This is a genomic window from Pseudomonas sp. PS02288, from assembly GCF_029959715.1.
Taxonomy (GTDB): Bacteria; Pseudomonadota; Gammaproteobacteria; order Pseudomonadales; family Pseudomonadaceae; genus Pseudomonas_O; species Pseudomonas_O kuykendallii.
On the sequence record NZ_JASCPA010000029.1, the window covers coordinates 41,805 to 57,014 of the forward strand.

Annotated in this window: 15 protein-coding genes; 4 read left to right on the plus strand and 11 right to left on the minus strand. The window is 64.4% G+C overall.

Annotated features, from left to right (window positions below):
- The first annotated feature begins 129 nt into the window (after positions 1 to 129).
- Complete coding sequence (dcd, locus tag QMX85_RS13075) at positions 130 to 696, plus strand: dCTP deaminase (protein WP_090228314.1); 567 nt, start codon at positions 130 to 132, stop codon at positions 694 to 696.
- A gap of 95 nt (positions 697 to 791) precedes the next feature.
- The gene (locus tag QMX85_RS13080; protein ID WP_282341520.1) at positions 792 to 1,295 is read left to right on the plus strand and encodes a sterol desaturase family protein; all 504 of its coding nucleotides are present in this window, start codon (positions 792 to 794) and stop codon (positions 1,293 to 1,295) included.
- 128 nt (positions 1,296 to 1,423) lie between these two features.
- On the opposite strand, the gene QMX85_RS13085 is transcribed toward QMX85_RS13080, so the two are convergent.
- The 5 genes from QMX85_RS13085 to fni are packed head-to-tail and all read right to left on the minus strand — an operon-like array spanning position 1,424 to position 7,342.
- Positions 1,424 to 2,350, minus strand: a complete 927-nt coding sequence (locus QMX85_RS13085) for a phytoene/squalene synthase family protein (RefSeq protein WP_282341522.1) — start codon at positions 2,348 to 2,350, stop codon at positions 1,424 to 1,426.
- Positions 2,347 to 3,837, minus strand: a complete 1,491-nt coding sequence (locus QMX85_RS13090; RefSeq protein WP_282341524.1) for a phytoene desaturase — start codon at positions 3,835 to 3,837, stop codon at positions 2,347 to 2,349. The genes QMX85_RS13085 and QMX85_RS13090 overlap by 4 nt, the downstream gene beginning before the upstream one ends.
- Positions 3,834 to 5,006 carry a lycopene beta-cyclase CrtY gene (gene crtY / locus QMX85_RS13095; RefSeq protein WP_282341526.1) on the minus strand — a complete coding sequence of 391 codons (1,173 nt, stop codon included), beginning with the start codon at positions 5,004 to 5,006 and terminating at the stop codon, positions 3,834 to 3,836. Before crtY ends, QMX85_RS13090 begins: the two co-directional genes overlap by 4 nt.
- Positions 4,996 to 6,279, minus strand: a complete 1,284-nt coding sequence (locus QMX85_RS13100; RefSeq protein ID WP_282341529.1) for a glycosyltransferase — start codon at positions 6,277 to 6,279, stop codon at positions 4,996 to 4,998. The genes crtY and QMX85_RS13100 overlap by 11 nt, the downstream gene beginning before the upstream one ends.
- A gap of 16 nt (positions 6,280 to 6,295) precedes the next feature.
- Positions 6,296 to 7,342 (minus strand): type 2 isopentenyl-diphosphate Delta-isomerase, encoded by a 1,047-nt coding sequence (gene fni / locus QMX85_RS13105; protein ID WP_282341531.1) that lies wholly within the window; start codon positions 7,340 to 7,342, stop codon positions 6,296 to 6,298.
- Between the two features lie 137 nt (positions 7,343 to 7,479).
- Here fni and QMX85_RS13110 point away from each other — a divergent pair, with 137 nt between their 5' ends.
- Positions 7,480 to 8,385, plus strand: a complete 906-nt coding sequence (locus tag QMX85_RS13110) for a polyprenyl synthetase family protein (RefSeq protein ID WP_282341534.1) — start codon at positions 7,480 to 7,482, stop codon at positions 8,383 to 8,385.
- 12 nt (positions 8,386 to 8,397) lie between these two features.
- Here the strand turns inward: QMX85_RS13110 and QMX85_RS13115 are convergent, their stop codons facing one another.
- On the minus strand, positions 8,398 to 9,033 hold the full coding sequence (locus QMX85_RS13115; protein ID WP_282341536.1) for a LysE family translocator: 636 nt from the start codon (positions 9,031 to 9,033) through the stop codon (positions 8,398 to 8,400).
- Between the two features lie 333 nt (positions 9,034 to 9,366).
- On the opposite strand from QMX85_RS13115, the gene pgm reads away from it, so the two are divergent.
- Positions 9,367 to 11,019 carry a phosphoglucomutase (alpha-D-glucose-1,6-bisphosphate-dependent) gene (gene pgm, locus QMX85_RS13120; protein WP_282341538.1) on the plus strand — a complete coding sequence of 551 codons (1,653 nt, stop codon included), beginning with the start codon at positions 9,367 to 9,369 and terminating at the stop codon, positions 11,017 to 11,019.
- Between the two features lie 161 nt (positions 11,020 to 11,180).
- On the opposite strand, the gene QMX85_RS13125 is transcribed toward pgm, so the two are convergent.
- From QMX85_RS13125 to QMX85_RS13145, 5 genes are all read right to left on the minus strand, one after another.
- Positions 11,181 to 11,546 carry a VOC family protein gene (locus tag QMX85_RS13125; RefSeq protein WP_282341540.1) on the minus strand — a complete coding sequence of 122 codons (366 nt, stop codon included), beginning with the start codon at positions 11,544 to 11,546 and terminating at the stop codon, positions 11,181 to 11,183.
- Between the two features lie 210 nt (positions 11,547 to 11,756).
- Positions 11,757 to 12,005, minus strand: coding sequence for a hypothetical protein (locus tag QMX85_RS13130; RefSeq protein ID WP_282341541.1), 249 nt, complete (start codon positions 12,003 to 12,005; stop codon positions 11,757 to 11,759).
- 465 nt (positions 12,006 to 12,470) lie between these two features.
- Positions 12,471 to 13,016, minus strand: coding sequence for a hypothetical protein (locus QMX85_RS13135; protein ID WP_217632889.1), 546 nt, complete (start codon positions 13,014 to 13,016; stop codon positions 12,471 to 12,473).
- A 184-nt stretch (positions 13,017 to 13,200) separates the two neighbouring features.
- Entirely contained in the window at positions 13,201 to 13,749 is a 549-nt protein-coding gene (locus QMX85_RS13140) for a hypothetical protein (protein WP_282341544.1), read from the minus strand.
- 141 nt (positions 13,750 to 13,890) lie between these two features.
- Complete coding sequence (locus QMX85_RS13145) at positions 13,891 to 14,658, minus strand: hypothetical protein (protein ID WP_282341545.1); 768 nt, start codon at positions 14,656 to 14,658, stop codon at positions 13,891 to 13,893.
- Positions 14,659 to 15,210 lie beyond the last annotated feature (552 nt).

The window sequence follows — 15,210 nt, forward strand, 5'->3', positions numbered from 1 at the left end:
GACGGGGCGTTCGTTCGGTCCGCCGAGTGCCCGTCGCGGGCGGCGCAGGCCCATCGGGCGGGCCACTTTCATCGGCGGGCCGCTGACCGGTAAGATGTGCGCCCCGTTCCAGCCAGCCAGGACCCCGCCATGAGCATCAAATCGGACAAGTGGATTCGCCGCATGGCCCAGGAGCACGGCATGATCGAGCCCTTCGTCGAGCGCCAGGTGCGCACCGAGGGCGCCGAGCGGCTGATCTCCTACGGCGTCTCCAGCTATGGCTACGACGTGCGCTGCGCCGACGAATTCAAGGTGTTCACCAACATCCATTCGGCGGTCGTCGACCCGAAGAACTTCGACGAGAAGAGCTTCGTCGACATCAAGAGCGACGTCTGCATCATCCCGCCGAACTCCTTCGCCCTGGCGCGCACCGTCGAGTATTTCCGCATCCCGCGCGATGTGCTGACCATCTGCCTGGGCAAGAGCACCTACGCGCGCTGCGGGATCATCGTCAACGTCACCCCGCTGGAACCCGAGTGGGAAGGCCACGTGACCCTGGAGTTCTCCAACACCACCACCCTGCCGGCGAAGATATACGCCAACGAGGGCGTGGCGCAGATGCTCTTCCTGCAGTCCGACGAGGCGTGCGAAGTCTCCTACCGCGACCGCGGCGGCAAGTACCAGGGCCAGACCGGCGTCACCCTGCCGAAGACCTGACCGCCCGGCCAACCGATGCGCGGCGCCCGCCGCGCGTTCCGCGAACGGCGGCTTGACGTAGACTGGCGCCAGGCCACTTTCGCGAATCCGTCCGCATGTCCTTCCTGTTCAACAGTCTCATCGTCCTGATCACCGTCGTGCTGATGGAGGGTGTCTCCTGGGTTTCACACAAGTACGTGATGCACGGCTGGGGCTGGGGCTGGCATCGCTCGCACCACGAGCCGCGGGAGGGCTGGTTCGAGAAGAACGACCTCTATGCGGTGGTCTTCGCAGGCCTGGCGATCGTCCTGATCGCACTCGGCACCGCCGGCCGCTGGCCGCTGCAGTGGATCGGCGCCGGCATGACCCTTTACGGGTTCCTCTACTTCCTTGCCCACGACGGCTTGGTGCACCGGCGCTGGCCGTTGCGCTACGTGCCGCGCAGCGGCTATCTCAAGCGCCTCTACCAGGCGCATCGCATGCATCATGCGGTGGAAGGGCGCGAGGGCTGCGTGTCGTTCGGCTTCCTCTACGCGCCTTCGGTGAAGGCCCTCAAGGCCGAACTGCAGCGCCTTCACGGCGGCCGCCTGGACCGCGCGGACGAGCGCTCCGGCGATTAGGCCGGGCGACGTGGAGCGGACGCACAGTTAGCGCCTGATCTGGTGCGCATGGCGCACCCTACGGCCGGGATCGATGGCGGCTCATCGGCTTAGCGGGCGCGTTTTGTAGGGTGCGCCGTGCGCACCGATCAGCGGGGCCGCGTCCACAGCCCGGACGGGCGCGGTTGCGGGGTGATCGCCCGCGAGCCCAGCGCCTGCAGGCCGCCGAGGCCGACCAGGCGCAGCTTGTCCAGGCTGCTGGTGGATACGCGCCGGTCCCATGCATGGGCGCCGCGTGCCTGCACCTTCACGCCGATCTGCCGGTACACGCCGCGCGCGGTGGCGATCGCCCAGGCCGAGCGCAGCGGCAGGGCGGCGAGGCCCTGGGCCGCCGAGGCGTAGTAGGGTTCCGCGGCCATCACCAGGCGCCGGGCGAGCCGGGCGATGGCCGCGCGGTGCCGTGGGGCGGCGAGCTGGTCCGGCGCCACGCCGAGTTCCTCCAGCCACTGCTCCGGCAGATACACGCGCCCGGCGCCGGCATCCTCGACGATGTCGCGGGCGATGTTGGTCAGCTGGAAGGCCATGCCCAGGTCGCAGGCGTGGTCCAGCACCTGCTCGTCGCGCACGCCCATCAGCATCGCCATCATCACGCCGACCACTCCCGCGACGTGGTAGCAGTACTCCAGGGTGTCCTCGAACCGCTGATAGCGACGCTGCTCCACGTCCATGCGAAAGCCCGCCAGGTGCTCCAGCGGATAGCGCTGCGGAATGCCGTGCTGGGCGACCACCTGGCCCAGCGCGGCGAACGCCGGCTCGCTCGGCGCGGCGCCGGCGTACAGCGCCTGTGTGGCGGCGAGCAGCTGTTCGAGGCGCGCCCGGCTGGCGGGTGTGTCGCCGGGCTGCTGGCCGAAACCCAGTTGCTGGCCGTCGATCACATCGTCGCAATGCCGGCACCAGGCGTAGAGCATCACCGCGCTGCGTCGGGTATCGGCGTCGAACAGACGGCTGGCGGCGGCGAAACTCTTCGAGCCGACGGCGATGCTGTGCTCGGCGTGGTCGAGCAGCGCTTCGTTCATCGGCCGGCATCCTCGATCATCAGCCCGGCAGTGGCCTTGGCCGAGCCGACCACGCCTGGCACGCCGGCGCCGGGGTGGGTGCCGGCGCCGACGATGTAGAGGTTGTGGATGCGGTCGTCGCGGTTGTGCGGGCGGAACCAGGCGCTCTGGGTGAGGATCGGCTCCAGCGAGAACGCCGAGCCGAGGTGCGCGTTGAGTTCGTCGCGGAAATCCAGCGGGGTGAAGATGCGGCTGGTCACCAGGTCCTCGCGCAGGCCGGGGATGTAGTGGCGCTCGAGGTACTCGAAGATCCGCTCGCGGTACAGCGGCCCCTGCACCGTCCAGTCGATGTCGGCGTTGCCCAGGTGTGGTACCGGCGCCAGCACGTAGTGGGCGGCGCAGCCTTCGGGCGCCAGCGAAGGGTCGGTGACGCAGGGCGCGTGCAGGTACAGCGAGAAATCCTCGGCCAGCTCGGCGCCCGCGAAGATTTCCGCGATCAGCTCGCGGTAGCGCGGGCCGAAGCACACGGTGTGGTGCTGCAGCCCCGGATGCTGGCGCCGCAGGCCGAAGTAGATGACGAACAGCGACATGCTGAAGCGCTTCTTCTGCAGGCGCCGGCCTTCGTCGATACCGCGTGGATGGTGCCCGAGCAGCGCCTTGTAGGTGTGCACCACGTCGGCGTTCGAGGCCACGGCGTCGGCCTCGAAGCGGCGGCCGTCGGCGCAGATCGCCGCGCTGATGCGCTCGCCGGAGGTCTCCAGGCGTTGCACCGGCGCGTTCAGTTCCAGCGTCCCGCCCAGGTCCTGGAACAACCGCACCATGCCGTCCACCAGGGCGCCGGTGCCGCCGCGCGGAAACCACACGCCCCATTCGCGCTCCAGCGCGTGGATCAGCGCGTAGATCGACGAGGTGGCGAACGGATTGCCGCCCACCAGCAGCGAGTGGAAGGAGAACGCCTGACGCAGCTGCTCGTCCTCGATGAAGCGCGCGACCATGCTGTAGACGCTTTTCCACGCCTGCAGCCGCGCGAGCTGCGGGCCGGCCTGGATCATGCTGCGAAAGGACAGGAACGGCACCGTGCCGAGCTTCAGGTAACCCTCCTCGAACACCGCCCGGGAATATGCCAAAAAGCGCCGGTAGCCCTCGACATCGGCGGGGTTGCGCGCGTGGATCTGGCGGTCCAGATAGGCCTGGTCGTTGGCGTAGTCGAAGGCGAAGCCGTCCTCCCAGCAGAGCCGGTAGAAGGGCGCCACCGGCAGCAGTTCGACGTAATCGGCCAGGCGCTTGCCGGCGATGCTGAACAGTTCCTCCAGCGCCGAAGGGTCGGTGATCACGGTCGGGCCGGCGTCGAAGACGAAGCCCTGGTCTTCGTAGACGTAGGCACGGCCGCCCGGCTTGTCGCGTTTCTCCAGCAGTGTCGTGTGGATGCCGGCGGCCTGCAGGCGGATGGCCAGCGCAAGGCCGCCAAAACCGGCGCCGATCACCACGGCGCGTTTTCCCTGAATCATGAGTGCTTCCTGTGTCTGTGCAGATCGTCGGCGCGCGCGGCGTGCAGCGCCTCGCCGAGGGGGACGGGCGGTTTGCCGCTGAGGATGCGCAGCTTGTCCGCCAGGCGCGGGTGCCCGGCGTAGAAGCGCTGGATCAGTCCTTCGGAGAGACCGTAGAAACGCTGCATGACCTTCCACCGATTGGCCGGTTCGCCGGCCAGGAAGAGCATGCGGTTGAGCAGGCGGAATAAGCCCTGGCGCCGCCATTGCTGGCGCGCGAATGTCTCGATCGCGATGAACAGCGCGCTCGCCTCGAGGTTTTGCAGGCGGGCGATGTGGTCGGCCAGACGCACCGCATAGGCCAGCGAGTAGCCGGTGGTGGGGTGGAACAATCCGGCGGCCAGGCCGCTGCGCGGTTGCCCGCTGGCGCTGCGCCAGAACGCGTCTATATCGCCGCAGAGGACGATGGGTAGCACGCCGCGCTCCTCGCGCAGTTGCTCGGCGATGCGCCAGCCGCGGCTCGCGGCGTAGGCGGCGATCTGCGCGCGCAGCGCCGCGTCGTCGAGATCGTCGCCATCGGCGTAGCGGGTGTCCTCGATGAGCAGGCGGTCCGCACCGAACGGCAGTACGTAGACGAACCGATAGCCGTCGTGCTGCGCGACGCTGGCGTCCATCACGATGGGCGCATTCAGGCCGTGCGGCTCGCTCAGGCGGACTTCCTGACCGAGGAATTTCTGGTAACCCAGCGCCAGGTGCGGGCTGGCCGCCGGGCCGCGCCCGTCGATCACCGCGTGCGCGCGCAGGGTTTCGCCGCTGCTCAGTTGCACGTCGGTGGGGGTCAGCGACGCGACCCTGGCGCCGAGCTGCAGGGAGACGCCGAGGCGCACCCGCAGGCGTTCGTCGAAGCGTTGCGAGGTGATCGAGGCATAGCCGCTGTGCAGGCGCCGCCGGCGCGCCGGGAAGATCACCTCGTAGGCGTCCCAGCGATGCGCGACGAGCGGCGCCAGCCACTGCCGCTGCGTGCCCTCCAGATCGCCCTCGTGGAACGACCAGGTGTGGTTGCCGCCCAGGCTCTCGCCCTGTTCCAGCAGCAGTACGCGCAGCTCCGGGCGGGCGTCGGCCAGGCGCCAGGCGATCAGGCCGTTGGCCAGGCCGCCGCCGACCAGGATCAGGTCGTAGTCAGGTTGCATCGGCGCGCTCCACCGGCTGGCCGCTGCCCACCACCGCCTCGACGATATCCGCGGCGCGCTCGACGCCACCGGCCTGCGCCAGGCTGGCGCCGACCCGCGCGGCATTGGCGGCGAAGCGCGGCTCGTCGAGCAACTGGCGCAGTGCGCGGCCTATGCCGCCCCGGCTGGCCAGTTGCGGGAACAGCCGCAGCCCGGCACCGGCGTGCAGCACGCGGGCGGCCACGCCGGGCTGGTCGAAGGCGATCGGCACGGCGAGCATCGGCACGCCGGCGGCGAGGGCGTCCATCACGGTGTTCAGCCCGGCGTGGGTGATCACCGCGTCGGCTCGGGCGAGGGCGGCGCGCTGCGGGGCGAAGTCGGTGACCCAGGTCGCGCCCAGGCCTTCCAGCACGCGCTCCTGCACGGTATTCAGCCCGCCGCAATGCGCCAGCAGCAGTTGCACGTCCTGCTCGGCGCAGGCGCGGACGATCCGCTGGAACAGGCCGAAACGTCCTCCCTGCAGGGTGCCCAGCGAGGCGAAGACGAACGGCCGGCGCGTCGCCAGCGGTATCTGAAGCGGCGTTTCTTCCTCGGCCCCACGCAGCGGCCCGACGGCGTGGAACTGCGCCGGCGCCTGCTGCCGTGGGAAGTCGAAGGCAGCGGTGGTCTGGCTGATCTGCGCGTAGGGCGACAGGCACTCGTGCAGCGCCTGGCGCGGCGCCAGGGCGAAGCGCGCGGCGTGCCCGGCGATCACCCGCGCGTGCGGACGCATCAACAGGTCGTAGACCTGGCTGCTGCCCCGATTGAGGTTCTCGCCCTGCGGCGAATCGGCGTAGCCCCAGGGCATCACCGGCAGCGGCAGGCGCGGTTCGCGGTTGACCGGCAGTGCGCAGGCGATCGACACGTAAGGCAGCTTCAGGTGTTCGGCGATCAGCCCGCCGGCGGCTTCCATCTGGTCGGCGAGCAGCGCGTCGACGCCCAGCTCGCGGAGCACGGCCGGTACCTCGCGGCAGAGCATGTCGGTGGTCCTGGCCAGGTCGAGAATCACCCGGCGCAGCCCGTTGACTCCGCCCGGCCGCGCAGCCAGCGCCACCGTATGGTGCAGCGAACCGGCCGGGTGCGAGACGGCGCCGACGCTGGCGAACCCGACGCGCGGATCGCGCAGCAGCGTGCCGGCATCCTGCTGATGGACGAAGGTCACCCGATGACCGCGCGCGATCAGACTGCCGGCGAGCGCCTCCAGGGCGCGGAAGTGGCTGGTGAAGGGCGGGGCGATGACTGCGAAATGGCTCATGCTCTCGCCGGGCGCCTCATCGCCGTGCCGCGCCGCGGGGCAGCAGCGGCGCCTGGCGCAGGGCGGCCAGGTCGCGCGAGCCGGTGCAGAAGCAGGCGACGCGCAGTTGCGCGATCACGGTGTGGAAATGCTCGACCACCGCGGCGCTGGAGCGCGTGGCGCCGTGCAGCACGGCGGCCGCCTGGCCAGCGATGTCGGCGCCCAGGCGGAGCGCCTTGGCCACGTCGACGCCGTCGCGGATGCCGCCGGAAGCGATCAGCAGGCTGTTCGGGCAGGCCTCGCGCACGGCGACGATCGCTTCGGCGGTGGGGATGCCCCAGTCGGTGAAGGCGCTGGCGATGGCGCGCTGCGCCGGTGTGTGCGCACGCTCGGCTTCCACCGCGGCCCAGCTGGTGCCGCCGACGCCGGCCACGTCGATGGCGGCGACGCCGGCGTCCACCAGCCGCCGCGCCACACCGGCGCTGATGCCGGCACCGACTTCCTTCACCACCAGCGGTACTTCGAGGCGCCGGGCCAGCTGTTCGATGGCCGTGAGCACGCCGCGCCAGTCGCGGTCCCCGCCGCGCTGCACGGCTTCCTGCAACGGGTTGAGGTGAATGATCAGGGCGTCGGCGTCGAGCATGTCCACCGCACGGCGCGCCTGCTCGAGGCCGAAGCCGGCGACCAGCTGCGCCGCGCCGAAGTTCGCCAGCAGCGCGATGTCCGGGGCCAGGCGCCGCAGCTGGCGGGTCAGACCCTGGTCGGCGTCGCTCTCCAGGGCGATGCGCTGGGAGCCCACGCCGAGGGCGATGCCGAGCTCCTGGGCGGCTTCGGCGAGGTGCAGATTGATCCGCGCGGCACGCGCGGCGCCACCGGTCATCGAACTGATCAGCAACGGCGCACTCAATGCTTTGTCGAACAGCGTGCTGCGCAGGTCGATCTCGTCGAGATGGAGTTCGGGGAGCGCGCAGTGTTCGAAGACGATGGCGGCCAGGCCGTTGTCGGCACGCGACTTGGCCCTGGCCGGATCGAGCACGATGTCCAGATGATCGTTCTTGCGTGCCGACAGTTCGCCTTCGGCCATCAGGTTTCCTCGGTATCCGGGCAGGGTCTTGCAGGTCTTTTAAGTTGTACAACTTCTGTACTAAGGTTGTACAACACTTTGCTTGGTCACACTAACCGCGACCCTGTCCGTCGCGCAGGCTGGAGCTCTCTTGACTCATGGCAACCTCATTAGTGCCGTCGCGCTGCGACATTTCCGCCGGTGATCTCGCGCCGTTGCGCGAGCAGGTGGAGCGTCGGCTGAACCAGCTGGTGCCGTTGCCGCAAGGTGGCGAAGACCTGATCGGCGTGGCCATGCACGCGTCCGTGCTGTCGCCGGGCAAGCGCGTCCGCCCGCTGATGCTGGTGCTCGCCGCGCAGGGGCTCGGGCACACCTCGGAGGCGTTGATCGATCTTGGCTGCGCGGTGGAGATGGTCCACGCCGCCTCGCTGGTGCTCGACGACATGCCCTGCATGGACGACGCCCAGTTGCGCCGTGGCCAGCCCACCGTGCATGTGCGCTACGGCGAGGACGTGGCCATGCTGGCCGCCGTCGCGCTGCTCAGCCAGGCGTTCCGCACGCTGGTGGCGGTGCAGGGCCTGCCGCCGTTGCTGAAGACCAACCTGGTCGCCGCGCTGTCCGACGCTGTGGGTGCGCAGGGCCTGGTGCGTGGCCAGTATGAGGACCTGCACGACGGCAGCCGCCAGCGCCCGGCCAGCGACATTGCCGGGACCAACCACCTGAAGACCGGCGCGCTGTTCGGCGCGGCGCTGGACATGGCCGCGCAGGTCGCCCAGGCCGGCGAGCCCGTGCGCACGGTGCTGCGCGATTTCGCCGTCGAACTGGGCCAGGCGTTCCAGCTGCTCGACGACCTCGGCGATTGCGAGGCCGATGTGCAGAGCCTGGGCAAGGACTGCGGCAAGGACCAGGGCAAGTCGACCCTGGTCAGCGTGCTCGGCCACGAAGCCGCGCGGCACCGGCTGCGCGGCCACATCCAGCGCGCCGAGGCCTTGCTGGCCGAGGTCTACGGCCATGACAGCCCGTTGCAGCAGTTGCTCGCGGGGCTGTTCCGCCGGGTGGCCTAGGCGCCGGCCCGCTCAGTTGCGCGGGCTCAGCGCCAGCTTCAGGCCGAGCCCGACGAAGAACCCTCCCACCAGCCGATTGAGCCACCGCGCCTGCGCGGCGGTGGCTTTCACGCGCTGGCCGGCATAGGCCGCGACGACCGCCAGAAGGTGGCACCAGAGCATGGCGTTGAGGTTGAACAGGCAACCGAGCAGGACGAACGCCAGTGTCTTGTCGGTGGAATCGGGCGCGATGAACTGCGGCACGAAGGCGAGGAAGAAGAGCGCCACCTTCGGGTTCAGCGCGTTGGTCAGGAAGCCCTGCAGAAAGATCCGTCGATACGGCAAGGCCGACAGCGCGGTCTGTGATGCTCTCTCGGCAGGAGCCTTGCTCAGCAGCAGGCCGATGCCGACGTACAGCAGGTAGGCCGCGCCCGCGTACTTCACCAGCGCGAACGCGGTGGCGGAGGTCGCCAGCAGCGCGGAAAGGCCCAGCGCCGCCGCCAGCACATGCACGAAAATCCCCGCGCCCACCCCGAACGAGGCCACCGACCCGGCGCGCCAGCCCTGCGCCGCGCTGCGCGACAGGATCAACAGCGAATCCGGTCCGGGCAGCATGTTCAGTAGCAGGCCGGAAACGATGAAGAGCGGAAGGTCATGGATGCCGAACATGCGGGGGCGGGCCGAAATCGATAGGCGTGCAGGTTAGCGCGCGGGCGATACGGGTGTCAGCGTCTGCCGGCGGCGTGCCTGACTGCTGCCTCAAGCTTTCCGAAGCGCTGAGCGCCGGGGCGTGCACCCGGGCGCCAAATCCCGCAATCGCGGAACCGGCACTGAACATGTCGCGCGCTGTCGGGTCGGAGACTCGACAGCCGCAGGCGTCCCTACGATCGGTGTGCTTTTTTTCGGGGAAGTTTCTCCGGCTGGCAGCATACTTCGCCTGTCCACGCGCAACGGATGCGTCGGCGCAGATGTTCTTTCCACCTTCATACAGCGACGGGAAACATGACCCAAAATCTCAGCCCTCTGGCCGGTGGACCGGCTCCGAAATCGGCCCTGGTCGACGTCGACAAACTGCTGGCGGCTTATGTCGACCTGCGCCCGGATGCGGAGACGCCCTCGCAGCGCGTCTCCTTCGGCACCTCTGGGCACCGCGGCATCGCCTTCGCGCGCAGTTTCAACGAGTGGCACATCCTGGCGATCACCCAGGCGATCTGCGAATACCGCGCCAGCGTCGGCATCGACGGCCCGCTGTTCATCGGCGCCGACACCCACGCGCTGTCGGCCCCGGCGCTGGACAACGCGCTGGAAGTGCTGGCCGCCAACGGCGTGCAGGTGATGGTCTCGGCGGGCGGCGAGTTCACCCCGACGCCGGCGATTTCCCAGGCCATCCTGGTCTATAACCGCGGCCGCACCACCGGGCTGGCCGACGGCATCGTCATCACCCCGTCGCACAACCCGCCGGAGCACGGCGGCTTCAAGTACAACCCGCCGAATGGCGGCCCGGCCGACACCGCCATCACCGGCTGGGTGCAGACCCGCGCCAACGCGTTGCTTATGGCCAAGCTCGACGGCGTCAAGCGCGTTTCGTTGCAGCAGGCCCGCCAGGCGTCCACCACCCGCGAGTACGACTTCCTCGGTGCCTACGTGGCCGACATCGGCAACGTGATCGACTTCGACGTGATCCGCGGCTCAGGCCTGCGCCTGGGTGTCGACCCGCTGGGCGGCGCGGGCGTGAGCTACTGGGCGCGCATCGCCGAGCACTACCGCATCGAGCTGGACGTGGTGAGCCAGCAGGTCGACCCGCAGTTCGCCTTCATGAGCCTGGACTGGGACGGGCAGATCCGCATGGACCCGTCCTCGCCGCATGCGATGAATTCGCTGATCGCGCTGAAGGACAAGTACGACGTCGCCTTCGCCTGCGACACCGACCACGACCGCCACGGCATCGTCACGCCCAGCGTCGGCCTGATGCCGCCCAACCACTACCTCAGCGTGATGGTCGACTACCTGTTCCGCAACCGCCCGGACTGGCAACAGGGCGCGGCCGTGGGCAAGACCCTGGTCAGCAGCGCGATGATCGACCGCGTCGCCAGGCGTCTGGGGCGCTCGGTGTACGAAGTGCCGGTGGGCTTCAAATGGTTCGTCGACGGCCTCCATGACGGCTCCCTCGGCTTCGTCGGCGAGGAGAGCGCCGGCGCTTCCTTCCTGCGTCGCGATGGCAGCGTGTGGACCACCGACAAGGACGGCCTCGCGCCGGCGCTGCTGGCCGCCGAGATGACCGCACGCACCGGTCGCGACCCCGGCGTGCTGTACCGTGCGTTGTGCGACGAGCTGGGCGAAGTCTTCGCCACCCGCGTCGACGCCAAGGCCGACACCGCGCAGAAGCAGGCGTTGTCCAAACTCGACCCGCAGCAGATCACCCAGACCCAACTGGCCGGCGACGCCGTGGAAAGCGTGCGCAACACCGCGCCGGGCAACAACGCGGCCATCGGCGGCATCAAGGTCGCCACCGCCGGCGGCTGGTTCGCCGCGCGCCCGTCCGGCACCGAAGACGTCTACAAGATCTACGCCGAAAGCTTCCGCGACGACGCCCACCTGCGCGCCCTGGTCCAGGAAGCCCAGGGTGTGGTGGACGACGCGCTGAACGCGAAGTGAGGTAGGGAGGGCCGGTCCGCAGGGTGAAGGTTACCCTGCGGATTTCGCGTCGAGTTCAGGTCCCGGCGAACAGGGTGGACAAGCTTCGCGATGTCCACCCTACGTCGAGGTTGGAGTCCCCGCAGATTCCGCTATTACCCGGACTGCCATGCTAGTGAGCCCTACGCCGCCTTGTGGCAGACAGCCTCGATGTTGTGGCCGTCAGGGGCGATGACGAAGGCCCCGTAGTAGTTCGGATGGTAGTGCGGCCGTAACCCCGGTGCTCCATTATCTCTTCCGCCAGCGGCGAGGGCAGCGGCGTAGAAGGCATCCACCTCGGCGCGCGTGTCGGCCGCGATGGCGATGTGCAGGCGCGCAGGCACGTCCTTGGTTTCGTGCAGCCACATCGACGGCTTGCCGCCACGTCCCAGGCCAACGCCGTAGGGGCTTTCCATGGCTACCGATACACCCAATGGGCGCAGTGCGTTCAGAAAGAACGCCTTGCTCTCGGCGAGGTTCGTGACTCCAAAACCAAGGTGGTCGAACATGCTGTTGTATCCCTTTGGTGGCGCTGCGAAGCGGATGGATGCGTGTGAGGCGCCGAGGCCTGGTCTGCGCCGGAGCAGCGAAGGCCGAGGAGGACCAAAGTGCGCCGGCGCTTCGGCTGGCTTGGCTTCGACTTCTTTACCGCCAGCCTGTAACTGAGCTTCAAATGGCCGCCTTTTCTATCACTGGTAGCTCGAGTCAATAGATTCAACTCACTGTGGCAGGGCGCCATTTTGCTTCTTGGCTCTTACAAGATTTGTCAGGGCCCGTATTGCGGAGTCGACTATGCCGATGAAGCCGATAAAGATTACCGACAACCCTAGAATCCCTGAGCCCGACTTGAAAATAAGCAAGCCGACTAACGAAGCCGCTACCCAAACTGCGACTCCTATGAGGTTTCTTTTGAATTTTTCCGAGGGAGATAGTGCTTTGTATTTTGATTTCAGGTGTTGTTTTAACATGACGAATTCCTTTTCTATGGTGGGGAGTTAAGTTCTACGTTGTTTTTGGATCTTGACCTCTATGGCGGCTAGCTTCTTCTCGCTTCGCAGTATCGTTTCATCGCCTGATGAGGCCGAGATGCTATCAGGGTCCATAGTGCACTGTGCTTTCGAGTACATCTGTGAGGCAGATCAGTCTAGACCGAGACATTGCTGATTGTGGCGCGGTGGACGAGGAAGTAGGGTGGAAATCGCGAAGCGTTTTCCAGCGTTATATTTAAGACGCATCCGTCTCAATGGGGCGCGCCATTAAAGGTGGACAAGCTTCGCGATGTCCACCCTACGTTGAGAATTAAGTTCACACAGGTTCCTTGGTGTTTTCCGGGCTGCCTTGCTGAAGCGCCCTGTTGGACCCCGCCTATGTTCCAATTCAAGCCATCGCATACCGTGTTTAATTCGGTGATAGGTACCTGAGACGCATCGGAATCATGACGCATTCAAATCGCCATTGACGAAGTCCACCCTGGGTGTGCGAAAGCGCATGGCAGCCCAGGAGCCAAAGAGCTTTGCGAAAAAGGAAATTGTGTGGGTGCTGGGGTTGGGCACGTCATCGGCAAGTTTGACCCCCTTGGGGCGATCGCGGGTCATCGTTCTTATTTCCAGTGCGGGCAACGCCTCCACAGGCCATAGACCTCCGTACAGGCTCAACCAATGACCATTGGTGAAATCCAAGAACATTGGCGTATTGCAGCACGTAGCGACCACTCGACGCGTTTTGGAATGCTCCGACAATCGATATTCGCGTAAGCGAGACTGCCCTTTCTCGCACCAGACCCTGTCCTTTCGGTAAAGCACAAAGCGCGTTGCCGCTTTATTATCCAAGACAGATGGGGCGCCGGGCAGCGACTGCAGAAATTCCCCTGCTTTCTGGCAATCGTTACAGAGGCACTCAGCGCTGATTATAGGATTGCCTTGAATCTTCAAAGCTACCTGTCCACAGCCGCAGGTTAAAGCCACCTTCATGGTCGTCATGAAATACCCCTGTTCTTAGCAAGTAGGGTGGAAATCCCGAGGCGTTTTGCACCCCCTGTATTTTAGTCGCTTCGGTCTCAAAAATCTGCCACCGATACAGTTGGACAAGCTTCGCGATGTCCACCCTACGTTGAGAATTAAGTTCGCTCCGGTTCCGGTGTTATCCGGGCTACCTTGCTGATTGTTAATCACACCACGCGCCATCCTCAGTGAATGCCGGCTTCCATTTATGCGCCACAAATTCAAAGGCTGGATTAGCATTATTAGAGGGATCAATTTCTGTAAAGCTAAACTCACAGCCTTTTGCATTTGTGCTCATCATGAGCTTGTAATGATGGTTTTCCTTCGGTGTAAATTCTAGGGTTGGCTTGCATTCGCCATATTTTGTTCCTGACGCCAATGCACCAATAGCACCAATAGCACCAAATCCTCCAACCAATAATATGGTCTCTACCCCTGTGGACTGAGGGATTATCGAGGTAATAACAATAGGTTCGCTGGGCTTTATTTTTACTGTTTTATTTTTCTCCTTGGACATAAATGCCACATTTTGACGATTGGTGCATTGCTTTATGTCTTTATATGTAAATGCGCTATAAAATAAATCCGGATTGTCAATCCTGTTCACAAATTCAAGAGTGGCAGCATGAGGTTCTGTTGGCTCGATATAGGCTCTATTTGTGCAGCCTGAAATTAAGAGCATGCAGGTGGTATAAAGTGTTAATTTCTTCATGATTTACTCTTGTTAACTTGATTTATCGGCTAACGCTTGGTTAAGGGGCGGGCTTTAGCCCGTCCCAGTGAGCGAAGCGAGTGGTTTGAACCAGTTGTTAGACGGATGCCGGAAAGAAATTTATTTTCAGAAATTCAGCTCTCAATTTTTTTGATGGCTCAGTGCTGCCGATTCAGCCTCTCGTATAAAGGTTTTGCTGGGTGAGAAACTCTTGAGTTTATCTAGGAATTGCGTGTTCTTAATCGATGGCTGCAATGGCACTATTTTGCCAACGCCGGAGTTTATTATGGAGGCAATTATTATCCCTCCAATAAGGCCTCCTGCCGCACCAGTACTAGCGGCTTGTCCATAGCTCATATTTCCAGAGCCAGAAATGCCCCGAGCGATTAAACCCCCAGTTGCACCGCCGATTGCACCGCCAACTGCGAAAGAGACGATATCAACTTTTGATGTAGATGGGTCGCTTACGTATCCCAAAGTAGAGCAGTCTGTACCGTTTGGGTAGGGCCTCTCAGGAGCTGCTTCTGTGGAGAGGTAAGCGTAAAGCTTGACTGGCTCATTTTCATTGTTAGGAATATAGAAGCCCCCATCTGAAGTTGTGGGTTGGCCAGGAAACGCCCCTCCGTTTTCACCTGTTACCGATACGCCGCCCGATGGGGCGCGATAGTAGGTTCCATTGGAATCTACTTTTTCAGACCAATAAGGGCCTTTTTCAAATTTAGTAGTCCATTGCATGTCGAATGGGCCATAGTAGTCAGTGAGCACAAGTGGCTCTTTTAGATCTATACAGGTTATCTCTTGTGGTGCTTTTAAATCTTCCGGGCTAATAGGTGTTGTGCATCCAGACAACAAGGCGAACGACAGCATGCTGGCAGCGGTTCTAAGGTTAAATATTAACGAGGGAATCATTGTGTGCTCTCGGTTTGAAATGCGTGGTCGTGCGCCGTTCGTCTAACGCCAGAATTAAGCCGACCCGCGAAGCGGGTTCGGCTTGAATGAATTGTTAGGCATCAGATGTCTGTTACATGCTGGTTGATCCATTCCCATGCCTTTTCTGGCAACCATCCGGCATAACTACGAACAACCTTGATGACCAGTAGGTTGTCGTTGTTGTCTATTTGCGTACGGATTCGTGTTGACAGTTGCTCTGCAGTTTCGTTAGTGCTGATTAGCCATGTCGAATCCAAGTAGTGCCAATAGCCAGGTGACTTCTTAAGCTCCTCGTAGAGCGCATTGTAGTTCTGTCCTGACTTGTTGAGGTCCTACGATACGCAGTAAACGGTCATGAATCTCATCCCCTGATGCCTAACGTTTGGTTAAGGGGCGGGCTTTAGCCCAATGTCATCAACCTAAGCTGCAGCCCTGCCCAAGGCAAGCCCCCCGAAGCAGCCAGCCGCCATGGCCGTCGGGCGATGACCAGGCCTCTGCCGCTCAATCAGGCGGTCTAGCTGGGCTGGCGGT